Raw genomic sequence first — 15132 nt, forward strand, 5'->3', positions numbered from 1 at the left:
ATTTTATTGATTTCTGGTGATCGGAAATTTTACTTCTGAAAAAAAAGAGTTTCATTTATTATTGCTCCTTAAACCATCTTTTTATTTTTCGAAATAGCCCTTCAAGTTTTAGGAATTTTAAAATACGGCAATTTTATTTTTTTGCTTTTTAACGCTCAAAACCCCGGGAGTTTTTATGGCATGTTTTTAGTCGATTACTGTTCAGGAAACCGAAAATGTTTATCACTTAAGCCCATATAAATTAGGGATTTATGCGATTAACAATATGCTTCCTGGAGCTATTAATAATATATAAATCACTTAAAAAATTAAAACTATGTTAATCGTATTAGAAGTTGCAGCATTTTTAGCAGTTATTGTATTACCGTTAATTCCAGCTAAAAAAGTTGCGAAATAATTAGGTATCAAACCCCATCAATAATTTATAATCATTAAAAAATTAAAATCATGTTAATCGTATTAGAAGTTGCCCTGTTTTTAGCAGTTATCATCGTTCCTTTGATCCCAGCTAAAAAAGTTGCGAAATAATTAAGCATTACATTTAGTTGTAAACAGAAGATGGATAGCATTAGGCTACCCATCTTTTTTGTTTTATATGGGTAGGTTGTTATTGTTGATTTAAATACATATCCAATTGCCCGTACAACTGTTGTTTATCACTCGGGCTTTTGGCAGCGTTGATAACTACGCTGCCCGCTTTATTGGTAATAAGGTAACGGGGCATATAAACCATTGCTGTATCGTTGCCAAGCGCGTTGTGATATAAGTTGTCATACGCTTTATCGTTAAGGAAAATATGGCTGCCGTCTATTTTATATTTTTCTATCTGTTGTTTCCAAAAATACCGGTTACCCCGGGATATATACAGGTAAGCTATGTTGGCGTTTGTTTTGTATCTCGATTTTAAGGGTTGGGTAAAGTTTTCAAACTCGGCCAGGCAGGGGCCGCAGGTTGTGCCCCAAAAATCAACATACACCACTTTGCCTTTGAAATTATCAGCTATCAATTTTTTAAACGAGACGTTGCCTTCGTTAATATTAATAAATTTGACATCCTGTGGTGTATTCAATACCATCACTCCCAAAAGCTTTAAACCCAAAAACACAATTGCCAGGCTAACTATGTGCACTAATGATTTAAGAAAGCCTGTTTTATTGGTCTTTACGAACTTGCTGAACATATAAATACCAACGATTAGGAACAACATGCTAAAGAAAGCTTTAAATACGATAAGGAATGTTAAAGCCTGGTTACGCTCAAATGCTTTATCTAAAATTGCCGCTTTATCCTGCTTGCTAAAACTGTAAACGTCCTGCACTGCGTAAATAACCTGTTCTCTCACTTCTGTTTGCCAGGCAAGGTAATGCGTTCCGATATCGATTAATAACAAGGGCACGAATGCCAGTAAGATAGCCCCAATCCAAAAGTTTACTGATCTGATCATGACTTAGGCGATTATAACGTTCAAAATTCAATGCAGCTGGCTTTGCATATAAGTTGCCCTGCCAGTAAGTTGAATTTTAGCAGTACTATCAAGCCGACCGGGATGGAACTGTCCGGCGGGCTTTTCATCAACTTTAAGGCTGCTTTTGCCCAGTAGCGAGTAGTTAAGCATGTTAATACGATTGCTTTTTGTAATGCTTACATATGAGCTGTCGGCCGCCACCACATCCAATTTTTTAACCGACAGGTTGTTTACATCATAATGACTGCCATCAGCAACATGCAGTTTTAAAGAATCGGCACTGTTTAGGTTGCCGGCTATAGTTACGAAAGCGAATTTAATGTCGACAGATTGAATATCGTCTGCAAAAATCTTTACGATATCAGCCTCATCATTCCAGTTCCTGGCGTTGTTATCAAATTTGTCTCTTACCCGGAAAGCGATAAACAGCGTGTCGTTTTTCACTAATGTTTCAAGGTTTTCCTTTAATTCGCTGTTCACCGTCACCGCGTTGCCGCCGGGCTGTGTTGCTTTGTTGTTTTTACCTATCCAGATCCGGGCCATCCACTGTTCAAACCCGCCGGTTTCTTTCATCTTTAATGATCCATCTATCACTATATATTTAAATGCTGGCGAAACAGGCTTGGTAACAAATACACTGTTATCCTGTGGGTACAGGTCGCGGGTAAAGTTGCCCTTGTTATACTGGGCTTTAAGGAGCAGATTGTAGGCCAGTAATGATACCGGGATACAGGTAAAAAGTATGATGATTAATTTTGTGCTGGTTTTCATAAATTGATATTAAGGTTTAGCTGTTAGGTTTATTCATAAACTCCTGGTACCTGCTTTGCAAATCGTTTCCAGGGATTCCAAGCATCTGCATTTTTTTAAACAAGAGGGGCAATTCTTCGTCCATAAACTGGTCTCGCCTTGTTTTCAGGATGTTTTTTGCGGCGTTGGCCTGTACAAAATAGCCCATGCCACGTTTGGTGTAAATTATTTCCTGGGTTTGCAGGTGCTCATATGATCGCATTACTGTATTGGGGTTAACCTCCAGCATAACGGCAAGCTCACGTACTGAAGGTATTTTTTCATCCTCCTGCCACACCTTTAGCTGTATTTTGTCGCACACATAATCTGCTATTTGCAGGTATATGGCTTGTGTATTGTTAAAATCCATGGTTTTTACCTTTGAGGGTTACAATTCTTTTTCTTTAAGCCTAAACCAGGTTATTAACCATAAAAAAGGTATGCTTATCACAAGCAGGGCGTAAAATACTGCGTTGTATTTATTACGTACTTCCATGTTGTATGATATATAATTAACACTGTTGTGCTTTTTCTTCACAAACCAGTTGTTAATCTCCATTTCGGAATAGGGCATTGCAGAGCGAATTCGTGTCCAGGTGGATTCTTTTACTTCTTTATGCCCTACAATATTGTGGTTTACATCGTAATAGGTTTCGCTGATGTTGGCAATAACAGGTTTTCCGGTATCTACAGTTACTATCCGCCTGGCTACCAAAGGATTTAAAATTATCACCCCAAAAAACACAACAATTACCAATATCGCCGATTTTATAAATACGTAGCGCTTAAACAACACCRAACAAAATAACGCCACACTTTGAAGTATCAGGAATATGAAAAGAAATATCAATTCTTCCTGATCCCAATTCGCGGTGTACAGTAAGTTGTTACTGCCAACCAGTTCCCGGTCAATATAATGGCCAATGGCTATCAAAGGGTATATTATGGCAACAAAACAAACCGGGAAAACAATGATGCTGTATATTACGGCCACAACAAATTTTTCAAACGCCGATGCGGGGAGCATTAAAGCCTGGATGCCGGCATGTTTAGTATTAAACTGACTTAAAATGGTGGTGGCAAAAATGCTTCCGACTACTATCATGCTTAAAAAAAACAGGTTTTTCTGAGAGCGCTTATCAAAGCCTTCAAACGATGATATATTGTATATGGTGAGGCCGGCAATGATCCCTGCCATGGCCAGCATACCCAATATATATAGCTGCCGATTTTCGGCCCATTGCTTGCGTACCAGCAACCAAATTCTGTGTATAGAAACTTGCATGTCTTTTTTTAGTTAAATTGTGAAAGCACCTGTTGTTTTTCGGTAAGTACGGCGTTAAAAAACATCTCCATATCCAACCTTGAGTTTTCTTTTTTATGGTTAATGGCTACCACGGCGTAGCCTTTTAAGGCACCCTCGCTGTAAATGGGGCTGGCAACGTCGTTAAGGCTCATTACCTGCTTAAAGGCAAGCTTATCGGTTATATTTTCTACAGGTTGGTTGAGGATAATTTGCTGGTCYTCCAGTATCATTACATAATCAATCAGGCTATCCAGGTCTTTTACCTGGTGGGTACTGATGATGATGAGCTGATCATCCTTAATTACGCCGGCAATAATTTTGCGAAATTGCTTTTTGGATGGAATATCCAGGCCATTAGTTGGCTCGTCCATCAGCAATACCTTTGCCTGGGTGGCCAGCGCGAAGCTTATCAACACTTTCTTTTTCTGTCCATAGCTCATGCGCTGTAGTTTGTTTTCCTGCGGAATTTCAAACTCAGTTAAAAAGCGGTAAAACATATCATGGTCAAACGCAGGGTAGAAGGGAGCATAAATACTGAGGTACTTTTTGATAGATACATTGGGTAGATAAATTTCCTCAGGTAGGAGGTAAACCTGCTGCAAAAACTCAGGCGACCGCTGTGCCGGGTTTTGACCGGCCACATCGCAGGAGCCGCTTAGCGGAAACAAAAGCCCGCAAATATTATGTAGCAAGCTGGATTTGCCTGCGCCGTTGCGCCCGAGCAGCCCATAAATATGTCCCGGCTTTATGCGTAAGTTAAGGTTGTTAAGTACCAATTGATTTTTTTGGTACCCAAAGTTTAGGTGGTTAATGCTAATCATGCAGTTTAATTTAGTGTACTACTATATTAGTACACTGCAATAATAATACAGATTCGTTAAAACTCCAAATTTTAAATGAAATTTATTTTAGTATCAAGCACTTAGTATCAAGTATCAAGACAGGAAGAAAAGGAGGACTGCAATTGCTATAGATAGGGGATGTGAGATAAAGACAGCTAAGCTGTATTGGTTAAAACTTTTGCTCAATAAAAAAGGGTTAACGATTTGCCTCGTTAACCCTTTTTCTGGTTGTTAAATTTTAAATTGTTAATTTTCCAATACGGTAACCTTTACCGACGATTTGTTTTGCGCGTCGTGGTAAATACGGTGGGTTGCTTTCTGGAAATCGGCATCGGTGGCCTGGTATATATCTACAAACTTTTGGGGATTGCGGTCAACCAGCGGGAACCAGGAGTTTTGTACCTGGATCATAATGCGATGACCTTTCCTGAAGGTGTGGCCAACATCGGGCAGCGCATATTTTACTTCGGTAACTTTACCAGGAACAAATGCTTCCGGTTTTTCAAATGAATTACGGAAACGGCCCCTGAACACTTCGCCACGGATAAGCATCTGGTAACCGGCAAGGGTTACATTTTTAGGGTTGGGGTTTGCATTTGGGTAATCATCGGGGAAAACATCAATCAGCTTTACTACATAGTCAGCATCGGTACCGGTTGTTGATGCAAACAGATCGGCTATTACAGGGCCTGTCAGGGTCATGTCTTCTGTAAGGGTATCTGTTTGGTAAACCTTAACATCAGGCCTGCGGCCGGCAAAACGTTGGTCGTCCAGCATATATTCGCGGGTACGGCCTTTTTGAATGCCGTCCTGGTAAGGTACGGGTGCATTCGGATCACTTACATATTCGTCAAAACTATCAGCTGCCGATGGGGCAGTGAACGATAGTTTTCCATCAGGCTGAAAATAAAGCGTTTTTTCGGTGGTGTTTTTTGGCGGCCAGGTTTCAAACTTTTTCCATTGGTTGCTGCCGGTTATGAATATGCTGGCCTCGGGTAATTCCATTTTGCCTTCATCTTTCAAATAGTAATTGAAAAACGGAAGCTCGATGTTTTCGCGGAACCACTCGGCCGTATTCGACCCGAAATTCTGATCGGCAAAAAGCGTAGCATCTTTGCTTTCCCATCCGCCGTGGAACCATGGGCCCATAACCAGCATGTTTTTATGACTTTGCGGGTTTTGTTTTTCCAGTGCATCATACACATGCAAGGCGCCAAAGCAGTCTTCTGCATCAAAAAAACCTCCGACAGTCATGGTAGCAGGTTTGATGTTGACTAAATGCGGGCGGATGTTCATTGCTTTCCAAAACTCATCATAATTAGGGTGCGACATTAAATCGTTCCAGAATTTGATAGAATCGCCCATGTATTTCTTTTTGAAATTGGGCAAAGCACCCATTTCCAGGTAAAATTTGTAGTTATCCTTAAATACTGGTTTAATATTGCTTTTAAATTCTTTTGGCGTAATAGGCTTGGGACGGGGGATGCCAAAACCAGTATAAAAGTTAAACGCATCCATCATCATAAACGCACCGTTGTGGTGAAAATCGTCGCCTATAAACCAATCGGTAACCGGGGCCTGTGGCGATACAGCCTTCAACGCAGGATGTGCGTTTGGCAACGAGGCACTGGAGTAAAAGCCAGGGTAGGAGATGCCTTCGATACCAACGCGGCCATTGTTGTTGGGCAGGTTTTTTACCAGCCAGTCAATGGTATCATAAGTATCGGTGCTTTCGTCAATATCGGTTTTGCTCTTTTTCTTATCTAATATAGGGCGTACATCTACGTAATCGCCTTCACTCATCCACCGGCCACGCACATCCTGGTAAACAAAAATATACCCTGCCCTGGCAAACAACATATTTTGACCAAGCGTGCGCCTGTATTCGTTTTCGCCATAAGGGGCAACGGTATACGGTGTACGCGTCATCATGATGGGGTACTTTTTTGATTGATCTTTAGGTAGATAAATGGAAGTGAAAAGTTTTTTACCGTCGCGCATAGTAATGTACTTTTCCATCTTGGTGTAGTTGTCCTTGATGTAGGTCGCATCGTCAGATGGCGGGGCTGTTTGTGCGCCCGCGAGCGAACAGCATAAAGCAAGCCCTAAGCAGAGTAGCAGTTGTTTCATAAGTCAGTCAGTTAATTTAAACTGCAATTTAATAAATAAAGCCAGGTTTAGGCTGTTTACCAACTTAATTGTTACAATGCGCCCGAAAATTATGCACAGTTAAACCGGCCGATCTGTTTGCAAATTGACCGGTTATTATTTCGAGGCGCTATTATTTGCCATCGTAAGCATCCTGCAAATCCTTAACAATAAGCTTATCCATTTTCATCATGGCTTGCATCGCCCTTGCCGAGCCTTCACGGTCTGCTCCATATAAAACCCTGGTCAGGGTGTCGGGTACTATTTGCCACGACAGGCCAAATTTATCTTTCAGCCATCCGCAGCGCGATTTTTGGCCTCCTTCGGATAGTTTTTCCCAAAAGTAATCTACTTCTTCCTGGTCTTTACAGTCAACAAACAACGATATAGCCTCGTTGAATTTAAACATTGGGCCACCATTAAGTGCCATAAACTGCTGCCCTGCTAAACTGAATGTACCCGTCATTAGTCTCCCTGTTTTGCCCGGGCCCACATCGCCGTACCGGGCAAGGTCGCCTATGGCTGATCCTTCAAATACAGCGATATAAAAATTGATGGCTTCTTCGGCATTATTGTCGAACCATAAAAACGGGGTGATCTTTTGTCTGATTTCCATAATAGTTGGGTTGTTGAATTGGTTTTGAATGATCAAATGTAGCTGTTAACAGGCCTTATTAATACGGGGCGATCAAGACATTTTAGTGGGGCATTTACGGCGTGTATTTAAAATATCAAAATGGATAATCTTATTAATCAATAATATATATTTTCTTTTGGGTTATTATTTTAACGTAATTTAACATATTGGACATATTTAGCGTGTATAAATCATTTTCTTCATGATTTCTTAATTCTTTCATGTTATGCCAACAATTCGGGCTTAACACTGCGGTAATAGTTTTGCAAGAAAAATTAACTTGCGATGGAAAAAAATTTACTTAAGGTTTCTCGATGGTTACTTATTATAATTACCTCGGTATTTATGTGTGGTAACCTGTACGCCCAGAATACAACAATTAGGGGTATTGTTTTGGATGAAAATAATCAACCTTTTCCGGGGGTGGCTGTTCAGATTAAAGGAACCTCAACGGGTACGGTTACAGGCCGCGAAGGCCGTTTTACCATTGGCGCCTCAAAAGGCCAGGTGTTAACGTTTAAATTCCTTGGTTACGCACCGCAGGAGGTTGAAATTGGTACCGACCCCAATCTTTCGGTAACAATGAAAACCGATTCAAAGGCACTAACCGAAGTAGTAGTAACTGCCTACGGTATTAAAAAGGAAGTAAGGAAAATTGGCTACTCTGTTCAGGAAGTTAAAGGCCCTGATTTGGTTAAAGCCCGCGAACCTAACCCCATCAACTCTTTAGCAGGTAAAGTTGCTGGTTTAACGGTAGGTACCAACGCCGAATTATTGGGCAGGCCCGAAATTGTTTTACGTGGTAGCAAGGATTTACTTTTTGTGGTTGATGGCAGCCCGATTAACTCTGATACCTGGAATATAAGCCCTGATGATATTGATACGTATACTATATTAAAAGGTCCCAATGCGGCCGCGTTATATGGTTCAAGAGGTATAAACGGTGCAATTATCATCACCACAAAAAAAGGAACAAACGATAAAAAAGGCTGGGAGGTTAACGTAAACAGCAGTACGTTGTTTGAAGGTGGCCTTATTGCTGCCCCCCAGGCACAAACCGAATACGGTCGCGGTAATGCTTACCACTATGAGTACCAGGCTAAAGATAACAGTAACGTTTATGTACCTGCTGCCGATGCTTTGTACGATAACGGAAACCGTTTAGGTGAATACGGCCCACGTTTTGAAGGCCAGTTACTGCGTCAGTACGATAGCCCTTACAATAGCGTTACCGGCGTACGTACACCAACTCCATGGATTGCACGTGGTAAAGACAACTTCGCAAATTTCAGACAAACCGGTATTATATCTACCAACAACGTTGCTGTTGCAGCAAGCGGTTCTAATTACAATATCAGGCTGTCATATACTCACCTTTACCAAAAGGGTATGTTCCCGAATACAAAGTTAAACTCTGATAACTTCAGCCTTAACTCCAGCTATAACATTACATCAAAGCTGAGTATTGACGGAAGCATGAACTTTAACAAACAATATACGCCAAATATTCCTGATGTGAGTTACGGCCCTAACAGTTATATTTATATGTTTAAGGTATATGGCTCGGCAGATTATGACGTACGCGATCTGAAAGATATTTATAAAGGCCCAATGGGGGTGCCTAACCTGGTACAATATGCACAGGAATATGGCCGTTTGAACAACCCATGGTTTATGGCCGAAAAATGGCTGCGTGGTCATGACAAGACGGATATTTATGCTTATTTACGTTTAAACTATAAAATTTCTAAAGATCTTAACCTGAGCTTGCGCTCACAGGTATCTACCTGGAACCAGCAGAGAACCGAGCAAGTACCTTCGTCAGCAAACTTAAATGCCTATACCTCATGGTATAAATTTGGCTGGTATGGCGATTACCGCGAAGACGACCGTAAGTTGTTTGAAAACAACACCGATTTGCAATTGAATTATAACAAAACCTTTGGCAAATTCATATTTACAGGTTTATTAGGCGCCAACTCACGCTCATTTACCTATGATTCCTTCTATGGCACTACTCGTGCTTTGGCTATTCCAAACGTATACGGTTTGTCAAACTCGTTACAACCTGCGCTTACCTATAACTGGAATTCAAAAATGCAGGTGTATAGCGGTTACTACTCGTTTGATATTGCTTACGATAAGTATCTTAATATCAATACAACAGGCCGCGTTGATAAATTATCGACCTTCGCTTCAGGTCATGACACCTTCTTTTATCCATCAGTTTCATTATCTACAGCGGTTTCTGATTATGTTGACTTGCCAGAAGCCATCAGCTTCTTAAAATTCCGTGCTTCTGAGGCGGTACTTAAAAGTGGATTAACAATGTCGACCATTGGTACAGCTTATAAGCAAGTTTTAGGCACCGGTGCAACTACCAACACATTGCTTGGTTATGGAACTGAACTGTATAGCTCATATGACGGGCCAACCTATTCAAACCAGGATGCTGCCTCTTATACAACATTGTATAATAACAGCGCGTCGGTGGCATACGCTAATACAAAAGCCAATCCAGATTTGCATTCTTTAAAAAGGGTATCTTATGAAGGTGGTATGGATATCAAGTTCCTGAACAATCGCTTAGGTTTGGATGTAACTTATTTTGATACACAGAATGGCCCGCAAATTTACCCGTTCCCGGTTGATCCGGCAACTGGTTATAATGCCCAAAACGAAAACGCGGTTACCACCAAAAGGGCTGGTTTCGAAATAGCGCTAACAGGTTCGCCTTTCCGTAACAAGGACGGATTTTCATGGGATGTTAACGTAAATTACTCTACATTCAAAGAAACGCTTACATCAATTGGTTACGGAACTAACTCAAGCATAGCGCTTGTACCTAATCACAGCTTTGCCGTTGGCGATAGGGTGGATGAAGTTTATGGAACCAAATTTTTAAGAGATGGTACCGGTAATATTGTTTATGATGCAAGTGGCGCTTTATTAAAGGCATCAGGATCAAACAGCCAGTTATATGGTTCATTGGGCCATTTAAATCCTGATTTTACCTTTGGTATCAACAACAGGTTCTCGTACAAAAACTTTAGCTTCAGCTTCCAGGTTGACGGCCGTATAGGCGGGGTTATTTACGATTATAACTATTATGCCGCAAGGCAGGGTGGTACCGATCTATCTACCGTTAACGGTGTAATTGGTGCCGCACGTTTAGCGGAGTGGCAATCAACTAAAACCGGTACACAAGCGCCAACTCCTTCATTATTAGGTAATGAAAGCGGAGCCGGTGTTAAAATTGTAAGCGGTACGCCTAAATTCCAAAATGGTGTTATATCCAACATAGGCGACCTTACTTTTGCACCTAACACAACTCCAATAACTGTTCAGGGGTATTTGAACGGTAACGTTAAATCTATCGACGAATCATTCATGATCAGCAGGTCATTCGCCAAATTACGTGAGGTTACCCTTGGTTATAATATTCCATCTAAATATCTGCAAAACAGGGCTATTAAAGCGGTATCAATATCATTGGTAGGCAGAAACCTCTTATACTTTGCAAAACGTAAAGATTTCGACATCGACCAATATGCTTCTGGTTTCGACTCGACTACCGGTACTACCGGTGGTGCCCAGTCAAATGGCGCATTACAAAGTACAACTGCACGCAGGTACGGGTTTAACCTAAACGTAACATTCTAAATTTTATAAAACATATTTATAAAGATGAAAGCTTTTAAAATAATAACAGCAGCCGTTGTGTTGACGATGTCAATCACGAGCTGCCAGAAGGGAAACCTTAATTTGAATCCCAACGCGGTTAACGCGAACTCGGCGATCCCGGTTTCACTAATAGTTAACCACCTTACCGCTATATTGGTTAGATCAGATGAGATGCCATTTGGTGGTGATGTTTATAAAAACAACCAGTTCCAGGTATCTAACTATGCCAAATATTGGGGTACAAATGAAGATAGCTGGTCATACAGCGCTCATAGTTACGAGATATTGAAGTATGCTGTACAATTGGAGTTCCAGGCAAAAACTCAGTTTGGAAATACAACCAACAAGTATTTTGCAATATCAAAATTCTTCCGCGCGTACTCGGCAGTTTGGTTAGCACAAAGGGTAGGTGATATTCCGATGACCCAGGCAGGCGATATTGCAAATTATGTTACGCCGGCTTTTGATACACAGCACGATGTTTATAAAAACTCATTGAAACTGTTGGACGATGCTAATGCTATTTTAGCTGCTCTGGGTTCACCGGGAACTGTTTTGGATGGTGGCGATATTTTTGCCTTAACCAACCTGCAATGGCAAAAAGTTATCAATACTTACCGTTTAAGAGTATTGATAAGCTTAAGCAAAAGAGCCGACGATAATGCCGATTTAAACATAAAATCGCAGTTTGCCGCTATATTGGGTAACGCAGCTACCTATCCTATAATGACAAGCAATAGTGATAACGTTGTTTACAAATATACAACTGCAACGCCATATCCTATTTTCGCTTCAGGTAGCAACTCGTATAATAACTTTATGAATGTGGGTAAACCAGTACTGGATATCACAACATCTACACAAGATCCTCGTACATATTTAATGGCTACTCCGGTGAAAACTACTGATGTTGGTAATTTCGCAAACTATATCGGCGCTGATCCGGGTACAGCTTTGGCGACACTACAAAACGAAGGCCCTACCGGTAAATATTCGTTTTTTAATGCTCAACGTTATTTGGGTGATGCTACAGGCAGTAAAGCCGAGCCTTTTATTTTTATTGGTTATCCTGAAATGAGCTTCAACATTGCCGAAGGTATCAATAGGGGCTGGGTTCCAACACTTACCGCCGCCGATGCTAAAACCTGGTACGATAAAGGTATTGCTGCCTCGTTCAGCAACTTCGGTTTAAATGTTGCCACAAACTCAACAGTAACTATATCAGATGCAGCGGGTAAAAGTCTTGGCACGGTTACCACAGATAACGCCACATTCCTGGCCAATGTGAGCTATAATGTAGCGTCGCCAACTACAGCCCTTGCTCAAATTTTACAACAAAAATATGTGGCCTTGTTCATGAACTCTGGCTGGGAAGCATTCCTTAACCACCGCCGTACCGGCTTACCTGCGCAATTTAGCGAAGGTGGTACTGGTATTGGCACTGCAGGCGGTAAGTTGCCGCGCCGTTGGTTATATCCTTTAGATGAAATTAATGCTAACGGTGCCAATTACCAAAAAGCAATAAGCAGCCAGTTTGGTGGCACCGATGATGTATTTAAAGATACATGGTTAACAAAATAAAATCAACCTGAACAATACACTTTAAAAAACAGGGGCTTAGCAATAAGCACCCTGTTTTTTACATTAAAACCGATATGAAAAAACTACAATTATTATTAATAGCTACTTGTATTGCTACAGGTGTTAACGCACAGGTTGCCGATAGCGCCAAACGCAAAGTTGAATTACAGGGGGCTGTAAACTTTCGCGATTTGGGTGGCTATACAACCAAAGATGGCCACCATATAAAATGGGGTAAAGTTTACCGCAGCGCAGATATGAGTAAGCTTACCGACCAGGACCTGGCAGAGTTAAACAAAAGAAACATAGCCTATGATGTTGACTTGCGTGGTACGCAGGAGTCAAAACAGGCGCCTGATCGTATGAATCCAAATACCGACTATATCTTGTGCCCTGCCGGAAGCGAAAATGTTGGTAACATGATGAATAGCTTTAAAAATGTGAAAGGCAACGGCGATTCTATCCTGATAAATTATTACAGCAACATAACGCCATTGGCCGATAGGTATAAACCAATGTTTGGCAAACTTTTAAACCTGCCGGCAGATAAAAGCCTTGTTTTTCATTGCACCGCAGGTAAAGACCGTACAGGTATAGGCGCGGCCTTAATTTTGTACAGCTTAGGCGTTCCTTATGAAACTATTATGGATGATTATAAGGCCACAAACTATTACCGCACCGCCGAGAACGTCAAAATGGAAAAGATGATGGTAAAAGCCATGAACATTGACGAAACTGTAGCCAAAAACGTAATGGCCGCCAACCCCGAATATCTTGATGCAACATTCAGCCAAATTAAAAAGCAATATGGCTCGGTTGATAACTACCTTAAAACCCAAATTGGATTAACCAACGACGATATTAAAAAGCTAAAAAAGAAATTTTTAGAATAGTACTGAAATGCTGGAAGCCCAAAGCATAATGCTGAAAGCTTCATATGGGTATCAATTGCTTCAATACTGAAAAACTGTCGCTGCAACTGCAGGGCAAATGCATGTAATTGGGTTAACATAACTTAACATATTTCAGAAACAATATTTGTAATAATTTGACAATCAGTATTTTATATTTTATCATGGTTAACATTAAAATGGTAGCTAATTTAGGGCATCCCAATATTTGTGCCTGTTGTTGACCAATACGAAGCCCTTCGGTACCCCGATCATTTAAACAGGATCAGCAATAGAAACAAGGTGCCGTTTGATGCTTATATTTTCGCGACGCTATAAGCTTATTTTGTTAACTATTTACATTGGCTGCAACAATGGCTTTTTGTTGGCTTGAATTTTATTGGTTAGCTTTATATCATTATACAACATAAACTTTATGATGAAAAGATATTTTGCAGTACTTATTGTTGCTGCTGCAGCATGGCTAAACGCCTGTAAGCAACCTCCAATTTCCCAGCCGGGCGATGTTACTTTAAGCAGCTATTTTAGCGACACCACCGGTGGTGTTAAAACAGGTGGCGTTCAGGTAGTAACTATCAATACACCCAAGGGCAAGTTCCACGTCTGGACAAAAAAACTGGGCAACAATCCTAAAATTAAATTGCTGCTGCTTAACGGCGGTCCAGGTGCCACACACGAATACTTTGAGTGTATGGAAAGTTTTTTGCCGGCCGAAGGCATCGAACTGGTTTATTATGATCAACTGGGCTGCGGCAATTCTGATAATCCTAAAGATACATCCATGTGGAGCCTGCCCCGTTATGTTGAAGAGGTTGAGCAGGTACGCCAGGCCTTAAAACTGGATAGCAGTAATTTTTACCTGCTTGGCCACTCATGGGGCGGTATCCTGGCTATGGAATATGCGCAAAAATACCAGCGTAATTTAAAAGGCCTTATCATTTCAAATATGATGATGAGTGTGCCCGATTATGGTAAATACGCCAATGATGTATTAGCAAAGCAATTTGACCCCAAAGTGCTGGCAAAGATCCGTGCCATTGAGGCCAAAGGCGATTTTAAGAATCCGGAATATATGCAATTACTGCTGCCAAATTTTTATGCCAAGCACATTTGCCGCATCCCGCTTGATCAGTGGCCCGAACCTCTTAACAGGGCAATGGGTAAGCTGAACGAATCACYATATGTAACCATGCAGGGACCAAGCGAATTTGGTGTTGCCGGTAAGCTGGTTAAATGGGACAGGATGGCCGACTTACCAAAAATAGCTGTACCAACGCTAAGCATCGCCGGTCAATATGATACAATGGACCCGAAACATATGGAAAAAGTATCTCAGCTGGTACAAAACGGCAGTTATTTGTATTGCCCCAACGGCAGCCATATGAGTATGTATGATGACCAGCAAACCTACATGACAGGCCTTATTAAATTTATAAAAGGAGTGGATGCAGGCGAAAAGAAGATAAAACTGTAACCACCTTCAAATTCAAAAGACAACGCCCTGGGCCTTTATCTGCCGGGGCGTTTTGCTTTGGTAAACTGTTCTTTTGTTGGCAAACAATACAAATTTACAGGCTTCCTTTTATATTGCAAAATCGCCTTTTATTGATGCACAAAACAGGTAAAAAGAGGTAATTAATTCAAACTTTTTTGCAATAAATGTGCTACTTATTGATACAAATACTACATTTTTTAACACAAAAATAAAATGGAGATTTTTTTTCAAAAAAAATCAAAAAAAGCATCCGAAAAAATTGGAAATCGTAAGC

General features: G+C 40.9%; 11 protein-coding genes. 4 read left to right on the forward strand and 7 right to left on the reverse strand.

The window, feature by feature from the left end; all coding sequences use genetic code 11:
* Positions 1-607 precede the first annotated feature (607 nt).
* From AC1DU2_RS27520 to AC1DU2_RS27550, 7 genes are all read right to left on the reverse strand, one after another.
* Positions 608-1444 carry a TlpA family protein disulfide reductase gene (locus tag AC1DU2_RS27520; RefSeq protein WP_477388476.1) on the reverse strand — a complete coding sequence of 279 codons (837 nt, stop codon included), beginning with the start codon at positions 1442-1444 and terminating at the stop codon, positions 608-610.
* A 27-nt stretch (positions 1445-1471) separates the two neighbouring features.
* The gene (locus AC1DU2_RS27525; protein WP_477388478.1) at positions 1472-2236 is read right to left on the reverse strand and encodes a GIN domain-containing protein; all 765 of its coding nucleotides are present in this window, start codon (positions 2234-2236) and stop codon (positions 1472-1474) included.
* A 16-nt stretch (positions 2237-2252) separates the two neighbouring features.
* Positions 2253-2624, reverse strand: a complete 372-nt coding sequence (locus AC1DU2_RS27530) for a GntR family transcriptional regulator (protein ID WP_477360852.1) — start codon at positions 2622-2624, stop codon at positions 2253-2255.
* A gap of 18 nt (positions 2625-2642) precedes the next feature.
* The gene (locus AC1DU2_RS27535; protein ID WP_477388480.1) at positions 2643-3539 is read right to left on the reverse strand and encodes a hypothetical protein; all 897 of its coding nucleotides are present in this window, start codon (positions 3537-3539) and stop codon (positions 2643-2645) included.
* Positions 3540-3547: 8 nt separating this feature from the next.
* Positions 3548-4381 (reverse strand): ABC transporter ATP-binding protein, encoded by an 834-nt coding sequence (locus tag AC1DU2_RS27540; RefSeq protein WP_477388482.1) that lies wholly within the window; start codon positions 4379-4381, stop codon positions 3548-3550.
* 267 nt (positions 4382-4648) lie between these two features.
* On the reverse strand, positions 4649-6532 hold the full coding sequence (locus AC1DU2_RS27545; RefSeq protein ID WP_477388484.1) for a CocE/NonD family hydrolase: 1884 nt from the start codon (positions 6530-6532) through the stop codon (positions 4649-4651).
* A gap of 151 nt (positions 6533-6683) precedes the next feature.
* Positions 6684-7166: a VOC family protein gene (locus AC1DU2_RS27550; protein WP_477388486.1), complete on the reverse strand. Its 483-nt coding sequence runs from the start codon at positions 7164-7166 to the stop codon at positions 6684-6686.
* Positions 7167-7472: 306 nt separating this feature from the next.
* Here AC1DU2_RS27550 and AC1DU2_RS27555 point away from each other — a divergent pair, with 306 nt between their 5' ends.
* The 4 genes from AC1DU2_RS27555 to AC1DU2_RS27570 all read left to right on the forward strand — a co-directional run bounded on the left by AC1DU2_RS27555 (position 7473) and on the right by AC1DU2_RS27570 (position 14837).
* Positions 7473-10850 (forward strand): SusC/RagA family TonB-linked outer membrane protein, encoded by a 3378-nt coding sequence (locus tag AC1DU2_RS27555; protein WP_477388488.1) that lies wholly within the window; start codon positions 7473-7475, stop codon positions 10848-10850.
* A gap of 24 nt (positions 10851-10874) precedes the next feature.
* Positions 10875-12452, forward strand: coding sequence for a SusD/RagB family nutrient-binding outer membrane lipoprotein (locus tag AC1DU2_RS27560; RefSeq protein WP_477388490.1), 1578 nt, complete (start codon positions 10875-10877; stop codon positions 12450-12452).
* A 74-nt stretch (positions 12453-12526) separates the two neighbouring features.
* Positions 12527-13345, forward strand: coding sequence for a tyrosine-protein phosphatase (locus AC1DU2_RS27565; RefSeq protein ID WP_477388492.1), 819 nt, complete (start codon positions 12527-12529; stop codon positions 13343-13345).
* A 433-nt stretch (positions 13346-13778) separates the two neighbouring features.
* Entirely contained in the window at positions 13779-14837 is a 1059-nt protein-coding gene (locus AC1DU2_RS27570; protein ID WP_477388494.1) for a proline iminopeptidase-family hydrolase, read from the forward strand.
* Positions 14838-15132 lie beyond the last annotated feature (295 nt).

It is taken from the genome of Mucilaginibacter sp. P4_C11 (genome assembly GCF_056402115.1).

What these genes read in the sequence shown, in the direction of transcription:
- AC1DU2_RS27565 (WP_477388492.1), top strand. Translation starts at nt 12,527, where the DNA reads ATGAAAAAACTACAATTATTATTAATAGCTACTTGTATTGCTACAGGT.
- AC1DU2_RS27545 (WP_477388484.1), bottom strand. Translation starts at nt 6,532, where the DNA reads ATGAAACAACTGCTACTCTGCTTAGGGCTTGCTTTATGCTGTTCGCTC.
- AC1DU2_RS27520 (WP_477388476.1), bottom strand. Translation starts at nt 1,444, where the DNA reads ATGATCAGATCAGTAAACTTTTGGATTGGGGCTATCTTACTGGCATTC.
- AC1DU2_RS27555 (WP_477388488.1), top strand. Translation starts at nt 7,473, where the DNA reads ATGGAAAAAAATTTACTTAAGGTTTCTCGATGGTTACTTATTATAATT.
- AC1DU2_RS27550 (WP_477388486.1), bottom strand. Translation starts at nt 7,166, where the DNA reads ATGGAAATCAGACAAAAGATCACCCCGTTTTTATGGTTCGACAATAAT.
- AC1DU2_RS27530 (WP_477360852.1), bottom strand. Translation starts at nt 2,624, where the DNA reads ATGGATTTTAACAATACACAAGCCATATACCTGCAAATAGCAGATTAT.
- AC1DU2_RS27525 (WP_477388478.1), bottom strand. Translation starts at nt 2,236, where the DNA reads ATGAAAACCAGCACAAAATTAATCATCATACTTTTTACCTGTATCCCG.
- AC1DU2_RS27560 (WP_477388490.1), top strand. Translation starts at nt 10,875, where the DNA reads ATGAAAGCTTTTAAAATAATAACAGCAGCCGTTGTGTTGACGATGTCA.